We start from the raw sequence: 15329 nt of genomic DNA on the forward strand, positions 1-15329 counted from the left end.
TACTAAGTGTGATCCTCCTTGGGAAAATTGGCTGATATGTCAACTCGCAGGGAGGATTTCTTGTCTCTAATTCTTCAATAACATAGTGGCATATCCGATGACGAGGAGTGCCCATAATGAACCTGCCATTTATTTTTCATAGTCAAACTATTGATGGTTTAGCTTTTAATGACGAGCAAATTACAGTCAGACTGAAAACCGAGACATTGGATTTTGATTCCGTCTATGTGCGTATTGAGCCGGACAACGAAGAATATCTGGTCGACATGGCTCAAGTAGGAACGGCTGGTGAATTATTACTATGGGAGGCATCGTTTCGACCAAATCAAGATCGAGATGTCACACATTATGTGTTTAAGCTCCTCAAAGACGGACAGCAATACTGGCTCGATGCACGAGGCGTACAAAAGCGTATTCCACCCAAAGAGTTCCACTTTAAGTTGAATGTAGAGCATCAACCACCAAGCTGGGTCCAAGAGCAAGTTTTCTATCAAATCTTTCCTGACCGTTTTTCTGCTAGTAAAAGTGAGTCTGATATTCGCCACGCTTATGCTCAGTATGATTCTGCATCGGTCGTCAAGGCGTGGGGAGACGCGGTAGGCTCTCACCAAAATACCGGGGCACGTGAATTCTTTGGCGGCGACCTCAAAGGTGTAGAACAAAAGTTGGACTATCTTGAACAGCTCGGCGTTACTGCGCTTTATTTCAACCCGATCTTTTCTTCACCAAGTAATCATAAATACGACACCACCGATTACTTCACTGTTGACCCTATGCTCGGCACCAACGATCAGTTTGCTGAACTGTGTGAGAAAATCCGTGGTAAGAATATGAAGATTGTCTTAGACGCGGTGTTTAACCACACGTCAGTGCATCATCCTTGGTTTGATATCCAACAAAAAGGAGAAGGAGCGTATGGCAATCCGCAGTCAAAGTTCCGTGATTACTACTTTTTCGAAGGTGAAACCAATCACTACATTGGTTGGAAAGGCATTGGTAACTTACCGGTTCTGAACTTTGAAAATGAACAGGTGCGCGACTACATCTACCAAAGTGAAGATTCTGTCATCAAGTATTGGCTGAAGCCACCGTACTTGGTTGATGGCTGGCGGTTTGATGTAATCCATATGCTTGGCGAAGGGGACGGCGCGAAAAACAATGCTCATTATGTGGCAGCGTTTCGTAATGCGACTAAGTCAGTAAACCCGAATGCTTATGTGTTAGGTGAGCACTTTTTTGAAGCAACGCAGTGGTTGCAAGGTGATCAAGAGGATGGGGCGATGAACTACTACGGTTTTGCTCATCCAGTCCGAGCTTTTATCGCACGACAAGATATTATGTACGATCCAATCAACATTGATGGTTTGGAGTTTAAAGCATGGTTGGACGAAGCCAGAGCAAAAATCCCATTTTCTAATCAGCTATCGCAGCTAAATCAACTCGATAGTCACGATACTGCTCGGTTTATCACATTGGTTGATGGTGATAAGCGTAAAATGAACATCGCGCTAGCAATGCTTATGACTTACGTTGGCACGCCTTGTATTTACTACGGGAGTGAAGTCGGTCTAGAAGGAGGGCTAGACCCGGATAATCGTCGTTGTTTTCCTTGGAATGAAATTGAAAGTTCACAATGGCTATCGCTTTACCAACAATGGATCAAGATACGTAAACAATGTAAGCCTTTACAGTCGGGCTGTATTCAATGGTTGCATTGCACTAACAACCAGTTGGCGTACGCACGTGTACTGGGTCGTGAAGCAGTCGTTGTTATGATTAATCTCAGTGGTAATGAATGTTCAATCGATTTACCTATGTGGCAACTGGGCTTGGAGGTTAGCCAAGTTATATCGTTGTTAGATGACACAGAACAGGTTGATTATAAAGGTCATATCTCTGTCAATATGTCGGCACAGAGCTGCAAATTATGGCGACTAAAGTGACACCACACTCTATATTGATTAAACTCCTTTAATATATAAACGGTCTCAAACAGCGCGCACACATTTGTTTGGTCTCTTGTTATCTGGTGCTGCATTGCATGCGTCACCAGATAACGAGTATCAATTTAATAGCAGTCATAAGAGACTATTGACCTTTCATATGCATGGTACTCAATGGTAAACCAAAGGCGATTTAGCCTCTCATTTGTCATCTTTTTTCCTCTGGCGTTATTTGTAGTGGTTTTACTCGTGACAACGAAAAATTACTATGATGCGGTTAACCGCTATATCGATTCTGAGTATTCGCGTATCGAGCGTGCAATGTCTCGCGGTATTAAAGTACTCACGGCTTTAGATTACAGCTTCACCAACTATACCAATTACGCTAACCCACTGTTTGAAGAACATAATTCTTTAGTCAAAGAAGGGCTTTGTTATCTTTGGCCTATAGATGTGTTATTACTCGAAAGTGTCTATAGTGAAGGGTTACCTGCGGTTGACCTTGATTATATGATCGTAGGGGACGAAAGCTTATGCCAGCAAGGTTCAACGATTAACCAGTTAGCTGAACAAAAGGCGGGTTTTGCGCCGTCCTTGTCATTTCTGCACGATATTGAATCGCACATTGTTGGAATCCATTACATTGACAAGCGCGGTTACGTTATCTCCTCACCCGATACCTACGCAAAAAATTTCACGAGAGAGCTTTTGTCAACGCTAAAAGCCCGACCTTTTTGGCAAAAAACCGCGCAAGATAAAGTGAACATTACCTTGGCTGGACCAGGGCCTGTGTTGGACTCGATGGAAGGTCAAGTCATTAGTATGACGGTACCCGTCTATGAGAAAGGAGAACATCAAGGTGTTTTATCTATTGATTTTGACATCAATACGCTTATGGCTTCGTCGCTAGGTCTTGTAGGTCAGTTTCATTTGGTTTCCAATTTACAATCCATTCCTTCAAACAGTACACGAATCAAACCAGTCGAATTAGAGCGATTGAGTGCGAATCACAGCATGTACTACGAGTACAACCTTTGGGATGAAGCTAAGAACCTAGCGGTTTTTGAAAAATACAGCCTTATTGTCGCACTATTTATTTACGTGTTGAGTACCGTCGTCTTGTTCTATGTGAATATGCATAGCGAGCGACGCTACTTTAAAGAACTGGCAGCAAGAGACCCAATGACCAGCTTATTGAATCGTCGAGGTATGCAAACCGTGTGGCGTAATAAGATGACAAAAAAACAGGTTGCTTTAGCAGTGTTCGATATTGATAACTTCAAGAAGATCAACGACACCTATGGTCATGATGTCGGTGATTCTGCAATTCAGCTTGTTGCAAAATGTATACGTGAAAATATTCGCCATACCGATGTTGCCTCAAGGTTTGGTGGCGAAGAGTTCGTTTTAGCGATTTATGACGAAGATTCAGAGGGCATTAAACTCATTTTAGACAGAGTAAAAAAGGCCATAGATGAGCGCTCGACACGCGTAACGAAAGAAGGCTTTACGATCTCTGGCGGTGTGGTGTTTAGTAAAGAGAGCCGAGTAGAAAACTTTGATGAATTGTTTAAAGCGGCGGATGAAAAGTTATATCAAGCCAAAAGTACCGGCAAAAATAAGATCTGTTACTAGGATTTAGGTACAAAAAAGGACGAGATATTCGTCCTTTTTTGTGTTCGGGAGTTATGCAACCTGAGAGTTTAAGTCATCGCGGTAGCGTTGAATATGCTCAACAATTGGTGCGGCTTTGTTGAACGTTCTGATTTCTCTAAATAGGTCTTTTGCTTCAGGATAAGCCTGACGTAAGTAAGAGAACCATTGTTTTACGCGGTTTGGGTAATACAAGCCTTTATCGCCTTTCATCTCAAACTTGGAGTAATAGATGAGCAACTCAACCACCTCGGGCCATGACATTGGCTGGTGGTTATGTTTTACCATATTGCCTAAGTTAGGGATATTGAAAGCGCCTCGGCACACCATCAAAGAGTTAACGCCAGTCGTTTCAATGCAACGTTGACCGTCTTCATAATTCCAAATTTCGCCATTCGCAATCAGTGGGATATCAAAACGTTCGCGAATTTGGTTGATGTAATCCCATTTTATCTCAGAAGCTTTATAACCACCTTGTTTAGTACGTGCGTGTACGGTCAGTTCATTTGCGCCAGCAGACTGAATGGCATCGACAATTTCAAAGCAATCTTCAGGGTTCTCCCAGCCAAGACGAATTTTTGCAGTTACGGGAATGGCTTCTGGAACGGCTTCTCGACAAGCTTTCACAACACGGTGAATGAGCTCTGGATGCTGGAGTAGCGCTGCACCACCTTTACTTTTGTTGACCATTTTGGCTGGGCAACCAAAGTTTATATCAATGCCTCTGGCACCAAGATTTGCCGCTTTAATTGCGTTCTCAGCCATCCAGTTCGGTTCTTGTCCCAACAATTGCACATGTACTGGCACACCAGATGCAGTCTGAGAACCTTGCAACAGCTCTGGGCATAAACGGTGAAATACATGATCGGGTAATAGCTGGTCGATTACGCGAACAAACTCCGTAACACATAGGTCATAGTCGTTTATCTCGGTCAGGATTTGGCGCATCAAATGATCTAAAACGCCTTCCATTGGGCCTAGTACAACTCGCATAGCTTGCCTAATACAGTTTGGTGGTAAAAAGGAGGGCGATTGTAGCGATGTAAGTTAAGTTTGTCATTAAAAGACTCGAAGCGCCCAATGCAGTCAAACACACAACGTTAGGTTACGTGCTTTTGAGCTCTGAGGTATAATGCCGCCAAATTTATGGGAAACCAGATGTCATGCAATACACATTGATTGAAAAAGGTGAAGTTCACGTCGATGAATCTTGCCTATTTATCGAAGGCGCAGTGTTAGCTGCGAATCTGACGACAAAACCACTCGCACCTGAAAAGTGGTTAGAGCCGCTATTAGGTGAGGGATTCAAAGCGATTCAACCAGCTGTGGAAGAGCAAATTCACAAGCAGCATAACCGAATTCAACGAAACGAATATTCCGTGCTAGAGCTAACAGGCAAAGAACCTGAACAACTTGCTGATTTTGCCGAAGGCTTTATGTCTGTTTGGCCAATGATTGAAGAACAGTGGCAAGACGTTGAGCTCAATGATGGATTACAGCGTATGCTGCAAGCATTACTGACCACTTTGATGCTGGCGATCGATGAGCCAGCAACGCAGCAACAGATGCGCGACGCAGGTATTGAAACGCCACCGGCCCTGACAGATTTAGTCGACCAGCTTGATTTAATGGTCGGTGAAGTCGCGCTGGGCGCGGATGAGTTGATGGTAGGAAATAAAGCTCAAAGCCTAAACCCATTCAAAGGTATCGGGCGCAATGATCCCTGTCCTTGTGAGAGCGGAAAAAAATTCAAGCAGTGCTGTGGTCAATCACGCGGCTAAAGCGAATCGCCGCGCTATCCACTTAACAAAAAGCCGATCAGATGGTCGGCTTTTTGTTAATTTTTACGCGTCAGTAGGATTAACGAATTGGATTAACGCGTTTTGCAGGGAAGAATTGTGCAATTACAATTAATGCCAAAGCGATTAAATTGCCTGCAAAAATTACGACTAACCATTGTGGCATTGATAAATCAAGGAGCTGCCACACAACCTTAGAGCAATCACCATATGCTTCAAACATCCAAGGAACCCACTGATTGAGCGGAGCCCAGCTAGGGAATGTGACGAATAAATCACAAGTCGCGAATGGTGATGGATTAAACTGGTAGTCAACGTGCTGCATTGCAAGTAACAAACCCTTGTAAGCACTTAATCCCCAGCTTATCAAACCTAGCCAGCGGAAAATTGGGTTCTTGGGTGCCAATATACCAACCATTGCAGCGACGCCCACTCCCATCATCGCGACTCTTTCATAAATACACATGACACATGGTGCAAGCATCATGACGTGCTGAAAATAGAGGGCACATGCTTCAAAGAAAACGACGAATAGCAGAAGCAGTAGCCACGATAAACGTCCCTTTGAAAACTGGTTAAGTGAATTTAAAATAGTCACGTTTTTGTTCCTGTCTGAAATAGAAAAAGCTCTGAATACTCAGAGCTTTTTATCGTGGATAAGTTTCCTAATCAACTCAAATTTTAGTGACCACCGGATACTACGGGAGTCAGATCACCACTATGAGGTAAAATCCAACCAGCTTCGTAGAAAGAAGCTGTTGCAGGCTCTAGGAAGAACATGATTCCCATCAGACCGACAATCGCAAGAACGACGGTGTAAGGCAGCGCCATGATAACCATTCGACCGTAAGACAGACGAATTAATGGAGCGAGAGCTGATGTGAGTAAGAATAGGAATGCCGCTTGACCGTTTGGCGTTGCAACAGAAGGCAGGTTAGTACCAGTATTGATTGCCACCGCCAGTAAGTCGAACTGATCACGAGTAATGAGACCCTCAATGAGTGCAGTTTTTACTTCATTGATGTAAACCGTACCAACGAACACGTTATCCGACACCATAGATAATAAGCCATTCGCCACATAGAACAGAGCTAGCTGAGTACCTTTATCTTCAACGGCAAGCACCGCATCGATGACTGGTTTAAACAGCTCTTGGTCAATGATTACAGCAACGATCGAGAAAAATACTGCAAGCAGTGCAGTGAAGGGCAGGGCTTCTTCAAACGCTTTCCCCATGGAGTGCTCTTCAATGACACCAGTAAATGCGGTCGCTAAAATGATCACAGAAAGGCCAATTAAGCCGACAGCCGCTAAGTGCAAAGCGAGTGCAACGATCAACCAAACCGCAATAAGACCTTGAACCCAGAGTTTTGCGACATCTTGATTTGTTCGCGTTTTACGCTCTTCACGGTCAAAATCGACGAGGATCTGACGAACGTTGTTAGGAAGCTTCGCGCCGTAGCCAAACACTTTAAGCTTTTCAACTAAAGCACAAGTGATGAGACCACAGAAAAATACAGGGAGTGTCACTGGAGACATACGGATTAGGAATTCACCAAACAACCAACCCGCTTGGTCTGCAATAATTAAGTTTTGAGGTTCACCAACCATCGTGGTTACGCCACCTAAGGCAGTACCTACACCAGCATGCATCAACAAAGAGCGCAAAAAGGCACGATAGTTTTCTAGGTCATCACGCGTTAGTTCAGTGATCGTGTCATCTTGTGTATGGTCATGGTCACCGATAGGGTTACCAGACGCCACTTTGTGATAGATAGAGTAAAAGCCGATCGCCACGCTGATAACAACGGCGATAACCGTCAAGGCATCCAAAAATGCAGACAAAAATGCAGCAGCAAAGCAGAACGCGAGTGATAGTAGGGTTTTAGAGCGAATGCCAAGTAAAATTTTGGTAAAAATGAACAGCAATAGCTGCTTCATGAAGTAGATGCCCGCAACCATAAATACCAGAAGTAGCAGTACTTCGATATTTGCTACTAATTCGTGCTTAACTTGCGCAGGGCTAGTCATGCCGATAGCAATGGCTTCAATAGCAAGTAAACCGCCAGGTTGTAATGGGTAGCATTTTAATGCCATTGCTAGCGTGAAAATAAATTCAGCGACCAACAACCATCCAGCTACAAATGGGTTTATTAGGAAGAATACAATCGGGTTAATTATTAAGAAGGCTATAATGGCAACTTTGTACCAATCAGGCGCTTTACCAAGGAAGTTCTTGATAAAAGCGTTTCCGAGCGATATCGGCATGATAATTCTCTTTATAACAAAATTATGAATAGACACTACAATAGTGCTTAAGTATCTGTTTGTTAGACTTATTAACTAGTCTTTAAAAACAATAACTTAGTAAAACAACAATCCTTTGTTTATTGTAGTCTTGCCAAGTTACTTCCCCTGAACTCAAGCACCGCTCACTTTCGACCGCAAACTCTACACTCAGGCATTTATTAGTCAATAACAAAACGTGATGCTACCGACTAAAATGACTTTTTAAATGTAATAACGCGATCAAAACGGCGTTACTATACCATGAAAGTCTTAAAAAAATCCTCTTGGATTTTAAATGACGGTCAGTGACGAGAAAAGGCAAATTAAGAAAGAATATTAACTGTGATATACAAAGTAATTTTTCATATTTTGAATATAAAAATGTGACACGGTTGTCTTTATTTCTCCGAGATTTGTGAGCTGTTTAATTAAATGAAAATTCATATTTTACTGCTTTCGCTCGCATGTTAGAGCCTCTTAAATTGACACAACATATAGAGTATTAACTCTATGTTATGGAGTCGTTTCCACTATTGATCGTAAATTTTCTCAAACCGCTAAGTAGTGGTATGATGAGTAGTATCGACCCTCAGAAATCAATATTGGATAAAAAGTAGAATGGTCATAAAGGCGAAAAGCCCTGCGGGATTCGCAGAAAAATATATTATCGAGAGCATTTGGAACGGCCGTTTTCCTCCAGGCTCAATTTTACCTGCTGAGCGCGAGCTGTCCGAACTGATTGGTGTTACTCGAACGACTTTAAGAGAGGTTCTTCAACGACTAGCCCGTGATGGATGGCTGACTATCCAGCACGGCAAACCTACGAAAGTTAACCAATTTATGGAGACCTCTGGTCTGCATATTTTGGATACTTTAATGACGCTAGACGTTGATAATGCGACAAACATTGTAGAAGATCTGCTTGCGGCACGTACCAACATCAGTCCTATCTTTATGCGCTATGCATTTAAAGCGAACAAAGAGAGCTCTGAGCGTACAATTAAGAACGTAATCGAATCTTGTGAAGCTTTAATGAATGCGGCTTCCTGGGACGAATTCATCGCTTCTTCGCCGTATGCTGAAAAAGTTCTGCAGAATGTGAAAGAAGATAACGAGAAAGATGAAGCGAAGCGTCAAGAAATCTTGATTGCTAAAACGTTCAACTTTTACGATTATATGCTTTTCCAGCGCCTAGCATTCCATTCAGGAAATCAAATTTACGGTTTGATCTTTAATGGTTTGAAGAAGCTCTACGATCGTGTCGGTAGCTACTACTTCTCAAATCCAGCTTCTCGTGAGCTAGCTCTGAAGTTTTACCATCAATTGCTCGAAACTTGTGAAAGTGGCCAGCGTGAACAACTACCAGTGGTGATTCGTCATTATGGTATGGAAAGTGCGTTGATCTGGAACGAAATGAAAAAGCAATTACCAACGAACTTCACGGAAGACGACAGCTAAGCGCTGACAAGTTGAATAAACGAAAACCGCAGTGCCTTAGGCCTGCGGTTTTTTTGTTTTTATTTATAAGTCGGCGACGGACCTAGCACCAATAATAAGGCATGGAACGTTTATCCTGCTAGCGAGAGTCTGGGTAACGGTAGATATAATGACTCTACGACATCTGAAAGGACATGGTCGTAAGTATTGAAGATGGTCAATGACAAGTCCGATGTGACGCCATAAAGCTCTGCTTCTGTTAAGTCGACATGACTCCCTGTCACGTATTCATTTAGCGTCTGTATTGAGCGCGTGGAAGCAGGAGAGGTAATGCTAAGTGGAGCGATAACCGCTAGTTGGTTTAGCTTACGCATCATGACCGATGCATAGTTTTTGAAACGCTCATTTCCGCCTTGTTCTCCTAAATCTTGAATGCTGATTCGTAACTGAGTCAGGGTCTCCAAGCTATCCATAATGTTTTGCCAGTTCATGTGATACTCATTATGTAAGTCATCTCTTTGTTCAACCGCTAGCCATGCGATGGTTACTTCATCCATCAAAAACAAGCAATGACGAATTAACTTACCATGCTCCATCTGGTTTCTTGCAACACTATGGTCATTCCATTGTTCAAGTAGTTTCCCTACTTTAATCTGTAATACGCGATACATGGGTTTGTTTTCAAACCGTGATGTTTCGACTAAAAGATGCAGCTTGTTAGTCAGAGCATCATGAAGAGCGTCCAATTTTTGTTGATCGTTTTGTTGGAATTGAAGCGAGTAGTGAGTAGCAGCTCGGTGGTGTCTCAGAAGGTGAACAACATCTCGCAACAATGTTAACAGCTGATATTTGCGCGCATGTTGCTGCTCTCGTTTAGAAGATAAGTGATATATTCCGGCTAAAATAGCGATGGACAATAGTGTGGAAATCAAAACAAACATAACCAACTCCTTGTTAGTGTTTGGACCTAACAAGGAAGATTGCAGTTTTGATGCCAAACAAAAACTCAATTTAAACAATTGGTTATATTGAATGTTCTTTTCGAATGGTCGTTGTTGGTGCATGGATTCACCAAATTTGTGAATATGTTTGATTATTCGGTGTCGATGCTTGGTGTACGCGTTATTCTTTGTGAGTTACATATTGATTACTTTTTAGTCTGATTCAAGTCACAATGTTTAGAAATTAAAATATTCGAACACTTCATATGATATAAGTTGTCTATTTTGTTGATTGTTCGAGGTAATTAATTTGTCTAATAAATTCGACCTATGCTTCAGTACTCACTCAAAGATAACGCTCCCTATCGATACAAATGATGAGGATAGGTACCTTCAGTTTCGTAAGGACAACCCACATATATTTGGTAGTTTTATTCCCGCAGGTACTCCTTTCATACTGAACGAAGGCTCTGTGATCAACATAGCTAAGTTGCGTAGCGAGAGACCTGATATAGCTTGTGCTCTTGATACTGTAAAAAGTTGGTCACAAGAAACCAAAAGAAATGTAGCCAATCTAACAAGTGAGTTTGGCGATGAAAACTTACAAGCGGTAGCCCTCCTCTATGAAAAAGAGATTAAGCCTTTTTTAGATGCTACTAATCATACTATGGGAGGGAAAATCGATGAGTATACTGCAGTAGGTGCTGCCGCTACTGCTGTTAATGAAAAGCAAGTCAGATTGAGTAATTTCGGGAAAGCTTTGCTCAAATATCAAAATGCCTTACTAGATGTACGTACAGCCTCACGAAATGGTGCGCAGAAAAAGGAGCTTGTGAAGCTTGGATATAGAGTTAAAGAAGCTCATAGTTCTTTGAATGCAAAATTTACAAAAGAACTTGCCCATTATGCAGGGCGAATTAAAAGTAGCCGCGGTAACATTTGGAGCAACCCGAATAGGGCTGTCAATATCGCGCGAAGCGGTAGGGATATAACTAAGTTACATTTAACATCTATAGCTAACATCCGCTCAATTCGAGTTCTTGAACAAAGCTCTAGTATTGTAGGTAAAAAGATCATCATGATTGATGCTGGTGTTCGCTTTAACAATGTTCGAAATGCCAAGAATAACGGAGAAAATTGGCAAAAAAGAGCGGCAATGGAAGTTGCTGGGTTTGGTGCGAGCAACGCTGCTGGCATTTGGACCACATCCAAAGTGATTGCATCTGGAATGGGAATCGCTTTGGCTGCTGGCCCATTTGGAGTCGTAGTCTTAATTGGTGTGGGCTTAGGTGTCGGCTATGCAGCAGCTAAGATGGCTGATAGTGCAGGGCAAAATTTAGCCAAAGGTGCCTATGAAGTTAGTTCTAACATTCATTGGAATTAAAGGGATCAACGTGTCTTATTTTGATATGACAAATATGATTATCGGATGTACTTGGTTAGTTAGTACTTTGCTTTTCATTCGTGTTTCGGTAAAGCGGATCGAGAAAAAGATGTCGAAGGATGGTCATGGCCCTGTCGGTTGGGATAGAGATACCTGGGGGGTTAGATTCCCAATGTATACTACAGTTTTAATGCGAGGCAAGCCTGCGAAAGTATCACTTGTAGATGATCAGTTAATACTAAAATACGCAACGACATTTGATCGAGTTCTCGCTTTTGTAGTCACGATCAGCTTTGTACTTTTCCTTGCATGTGGCGCGATTATTACTTGGGGTCCAGAAGAATTCTCTTTGTAGTACAATCAAGCTTAATCGATAAGCTTAACTGCGAGAAAAGGCTTAACTGATTTAGTTAAGCCTTTTCAATAAAGATACTTACATTACGCGCATGCCAGGTTGAGCGCCTTCGTGTGGCTCAAGGATCCACAGGTCGCTACCACCAGGGCCTGCCGCTAGGATCATACCTTCAGACATACCAAACTTCATCTTACGAGGTTTTAGGTTTGCTACCATTACCGTTAGCTTGCCTTCTAGCTCTTCAGGTTTGTAAGCTGACTTGATGCCAGAGAATACCTGACGAGTTTCACCACCGATGTCCAATTGGAACTTAAGCAGTTTGTTGGCTTTTGGTACTTCTTCACAAGAGATGATACGAGCGATACGCATATCTACTGCAGCAAAAGCATCGAACTCAATCTCTTCAGCGATTGGTTCTTTGTCTAGCTCGGTTTGGCTAGCCTTGTTCTTTTCCGCTTCAGCTTTCTCTTTCGCCGCCATTTCTGCCGCCGCATCTTCTTTAGACGCTTCGATCATCGCTTCAACATTCTTCGGATCGATACGGTTGAACAGTGCTTTGAACTTAGTGATCTCGTGGCCTGTTAGTGGAGCAGCGATGTTTTCCCAAGTTAGCTCTTGGTTTAGGAACGCTTCAGTACGCGCAGCTAGCGATGGCATTACTGGTTTCAGGTAAGTCATCAGTACGCGGAACAGGTTGATACCGACAGAACAGATGTCTTGTAGTTCCTGATCTTTGCCTTCTTCTTTTGCTACAACCCACGGTGCTTTTTCATCAACGTATTGGTTAGCTTTGTCTGCCAATGCCGTGATTTCACGGATTGCACGACCAAACTCACGCGTTTCGTAAAGCTCAGCGATACGGTCAGCAGCAGCAACAAATTCGTTGTAAAGTTCAGGCTCTGCAAAGTTGTCAGACAGTTTGCCTTCAAAACGTTTCGCGATGAAACCTGCGTTACGAGATGCCAGGTTAACGATCTTGTTAACAACGTCAGCGTTTACGCGCTGAGTGAAGTCTTCAAGGTTAAGATCTAGATCATCGATACGGCTGTTTAGCTTCGCAGCGTAGTAGTAACGTAGACACTCAGGGTCTAGGTGCTCTAGGTAAGTGCTTGCTTTTACGAACGTACCTTTAGACTTCGACATTTTCGCGCCGTTTACGGTTACGTAACCGTGTACGAATACGTTGTTAGGCTTGCGGAAGCCAGAACCTTCTAGCATTGCTGGCCAAAATAGGCTGTGGAAGTAAACGATGTCTTTACCGATGAAGTGGTACAGCTCTGCTGAGCTGTCTTTTTTCCAATACTCGTCGAAATCTAGGTCGTCGCGCTTGTCACATAGATTTTTGAAAGAGCCCATGTAGCCGATAGGCGCGTCTAGCCACACGTAGAAGAATTTGTTTTTCTCACCAGGGATCTCGAAGCCAAAGTATGGTGCATCACGTGAGATATCCCATTGCTGCAAGCCAGATTCGAACCATTCTTGCATTTTGTTCGCTGTTTCAGCTTGTAGCGAGCCAGAGCGAGTCCACTCTTTTAGCATGCTTTCAAACTGAGGCAGGTCGAAGAAGAAGTGCTCTGAATCTTTCATTACTGGCGTCGCACCAGAAACCGCAGATTTAGGATTGATCAGTTCTGTTGGGCTGTAAGTCTCACCACAGTTGTCACAGTTGTCACCGTACTGGTCTTCAGACTTACATTTTGGACAGGTACCTTTTACGAAACGGTCCGGTAAGAACATCTCTTTTTCTGGATCGAACAGCTGAGAGATAGTGCGGCTAGAGATAAAGCCATTTTTCTTCAACTCAAGATAAATGTGTGACGCTAGCTCACGGTTCTCATCTGAGTGTGTGCTGTGGTAGTTATCAAAGCTGATATCAAATCCAGCGAAGTCTTTTTGGTGCTCTTCGCTAACTGCGGCAATCATTTCTTCAGGAGTAATACCCATCTGTTGCGCTTTAAGCATGATTGGCGTGCCGTGAGCATCGTCAGCACAGATGAAGTTTACAGTGTTGCCGCGTAGGCGTTGGTAACGAACCCAAATGTCCGCTTGGATATGCTCAAGCATATGACCAAGGTGGATCGAACCGTTAGCGTACGGAAGGGCACAAGTTACCAGCATTTTCCTTGACGGAAAGTTTTTTGGATCGTTTGCCATACTTAATATTCGCTTTTCTTGATAGGTATAAATAAATTTTGATGGATAATACTACCCCATGAACTGACTAACTCCAAGGTGTCAAACTGCGGAATGCCTTAGTTTTTTTGGGGTTCTGGTTGAGCCTGGACGGTGGTAGCATGACATCTAAAAGGAGGGCTTATGCATCAGTTCACTTCAAAACAAGATTTTTGTCACTGGTTTAACCAATTCCAACATCCACAGTTGGTGGAAAACTGGGCAGATATTCATGGCGCAATTTCGATTACGACACAGGGTTCTATTGATATAACGTTGCCATTCGCAAGTAATGAGCTTCAAACCGTACTGCATGACTGGATCAAACAGCAGCAAGCCTCGGGTAAAGTGGCTGAATTCCCATTTAATATTCGCCTTGGAGTTAAAGCTTTAGAAACTCAAGTGGCTAACTCGGTTAAGGGTGTTAAGAACATCATTGCCGTCAGTTCTGCGAAAGGTGGCGTTGGTAAATCTACTACCGCAGTTAACTTAGCGTTGGCAATTGCTCAATCTGGGGCGAAAGTGGGATTGTTGGATGCTGATATCTATGGTCCGTCCGTACCTATGATGTTGGGGCAAGAAGATGCTAAACCAGAAGTTCGTGATGGCAAGTGGATGAAACCCATTTTTGCTCACGGCATCTATACTCATTCTATCGGTTATTTGGTGGATAAATCAGAAGCGGCGATATGGCGCGGTCCAATGGCTTCAAAAGCGTTGTCGCAGTTATTAACTGAAACAGATTGGCCAGATTTGGATTATTTGGTGATTGATATGCCGCCAGGTACGGGGGATATTCAATTGACTCTGTCACAACAAATTCCGGTAACAGGTAGCGTGCTAGTCACAACACCGCAAGATTTAGCCCTTGCCGATGCAAGGAAGGGAGCGGCAATGTTTAACAAAGTCCATGTCCCGGTTATTGGTGTTGTGGAAAACATGAGTTATCACATTTGTAGTCAATGTGGCGCGAAAGAGCATATTTTTGGTATGGGCGGAGCTGAAAAAATGTCGCAAGAATTTGGCTTAGCATTGTTAGGACAAATTCCGCTTCATATCTCTATGAGAGAAGATATTGACGCTGGCGTGCCAACGGTAGCAAGACGCCCAGAAAGTGAGCATGCAGGGTATTATAAGCAACTTGCCGATCGCGTATGTAGCACGATGTTTTGGCAAGGCAAAGCAAAACCAGATGCGATTAGCTTTACAATGGTGAACTAAGTTTACTATGCCTGTTGGTTGATAATTGCACATTTTAACGTTTGCTCGGAGGTTAATCCTCTGAGCAGGCAGAAACTTATGACTAAACCCTAATTCCAACTAGTAACTATGGGGTGAACTCCCTATAATCAGGCA

The 15329-nt window shown here is 43.0% G+C and carries 12 protein-coding genes; 7 read left to right on the forward strand and 5 right to left on the reverse strand.

Going from position 1 to position 15329, the window contains the following annotated elements; all coding sequences use genetic code 11:
• Window positions 1–116: 116 nt before the first annotated feature.
• Both malZ and NL626_RS10855 read left to right on the forward strand, forming a co-directional pair.
• Window positions 117–1943: a maltodextrin glucosidase gene (gene malZ / locus NL626_RS10850; RefSeq protein ID WP_253657336.1), complete on the forward strand. Its 1827-nt coding sequence runs from the start codon at window positions 117–119 to the stop codon at window positions 1941–1943.
• Window positions 1944–2117: 174 nt separating this feature from the next.
• Window positions 2118–3578 (forward strand): sensor domain-containing diguanylate cyclase, encoded by a 1461-nt coding sequence (locus NL626_RS10855; RefSeq protein ID WP_005380815.1) that lies wholly within the window; start codon window positions 2118–2120, stop codon window positions 3576–3578.
• Between the two features lie 51 nt (window positions 3579–3629).
• On the opposite strand, the gene dusC is transcribed toward NL626_RS10855, so the two are convergent.
• Window positions 3630–4589, reverse strand: a complete 960-nt coding sequence (dusC, locus tag NL626_RS10860; protein ID WP_017633856.1) for a tRNA dihydrouridine(16) synthase DusC — start codon at window positions 4587–4589, stop codon at window positions 3630–3632.
• A gap of 170 nt (window positions 4590–4759) precedes the next feature.
• Between dusC and NL626_RS10865 the strand changes: the two genes are divergently transcribed.
• The gene (locus NL626_RS10865) at window positions 4760–5377 is read left to right on the forward strand and encodes a YecA family protein (RefSeq protein WP_005380818.1); all 618 of its coding nucleotides are present in this window, start codon (window positions 4760–4762) and stop codon (window positions 5375–5377) included.
• A 79-nt stretch (window positions 5378–5456) separates the two neighbouring features.
• Here NL626_RS10865 and dsbB read toward each other — a convergent pair whose 3' ends face one another.
• Both dsbB and nhaB read right to left on the reverse strand, forming a co-directional pair.
• The gene (dsbB, locus tag NL626_RS10870) at window positions 5457–5993 is read right to left on the reverse strand and encodes a disulfide bond formation protein DsbB (protein WP_171344335.1); all 537 of its coding nucleotides are present in this window, start codon (window positions 5991–5993) and stop codon (window positions 5457–5459) included.
• Between the two features lie 83 nt (window positions 5994–6076).
• Window positions 6077–7663 carry a Na(+)/H(+) antiporter NhaB gene (nhaB, locus tag NL626_RS10875; RefSeq protein ID WP_005380822.1) on the reverse strand — a complete coding sequence of 529 codons (1587 nt, stop codon included), beginning with the start codon at window positions 7661–7663 and terminating at the stop codon, window positions 6077–6079.
• Between the two features lie 639 nt (window positions 7664–8302).
• On the opposite strand from nhaB, the gene fadR reads away from it, so the two are divergent.
• Window positions 8303–9142, forward strand: coding sequence for a fatty acid metabolism transcriptional regulator FadR (gene fadR, locus NL626_RS10880; protein ID WP_005380824.1), 840 nt, complete (start codon window positions 8303–8305; stop codon window positions 9140–9142).
• Between the two features lie 110 nt (window positions 9143–9252).
• On the opposite strand, the gene NL626_RS10885 is transcribed toward fadR, so the two are convergent.
• Complete coding sequence (locus tag NL626_RS10885) at window positions 9253–10062, reverse strand: hypothetical protein (protein WP_017821380.1); 810 nt, start codon at window positions 10060–10062, stop codon at window positions 9253–9255.
• A gap of 310 nt (window positions 10063–10372) precedes the next feature.
• Here NL626_RS10885 and NL626_RS10890 point away from each other — a divergent pair, with 310 nt between their 5' ends.
• Window positions 10373–11446: a hypothetical protein gene (locus NL626_RS10890; protein WP_171344334.1), complete on the forward strand. Its 1074-nt coding sequence runs from the start codon at window positions 10373–10375 to the stop codon at window positions 11444–11446.
• A gap of 109 nt (window positions 11447–11555) precedes the next feature.
• Window positions 11556–11801: a hypothetical protein gene (locus NL626_RS10895; protein WP_226975267.1), complete on the forward strand. Its 246-nt coding sequence runs from the start codon at window positions 11556–11558 to the stop codon at window positions 11799–11801.
• Window positions 11802–11879: 78 nt separating this feature from the next.
• Here NL626_RS10895 and metG read toward each other — a convergent pair whose 3' ends face one another.
• Entirely contained in the window at window positions 11880–13955 is a 2076-nt protein-coding gene (metG, locus tag NL626_RS10900; RefSeq protein ID WP_005387290.1) for a methionine--tRNA ligase, read from the reverse strand.
• Window positions 13956–14117: 162 nt separating this feature from the next.
• On the opposite strand from metG, the gene apbC reads away from it, so the two are divergent.
• Window positions 14118–15194, forward strand: a complete 1077-nt coding sequence (gene apbC, locus NL626_RS10905; RefSeq protein ID WP_253657337.1) for an iron-sulfur cluster carrier protein ApbC — start codon at window positions 14118–14120, stop codon at window positions 15192–15194.
• Window positions 15195–15329: the final 135 nt, after the last annotated feature.

It is taken from the genome of Vibrio sp. Y58_MX_L22, assembly GCF_024181865.1.
GTDB lineage: Bacteria > Pseudomonadota > Gammaproteobacteria > Enterobacterales > Vibrionaceae > Vibrio > Vibrio alginolyticus.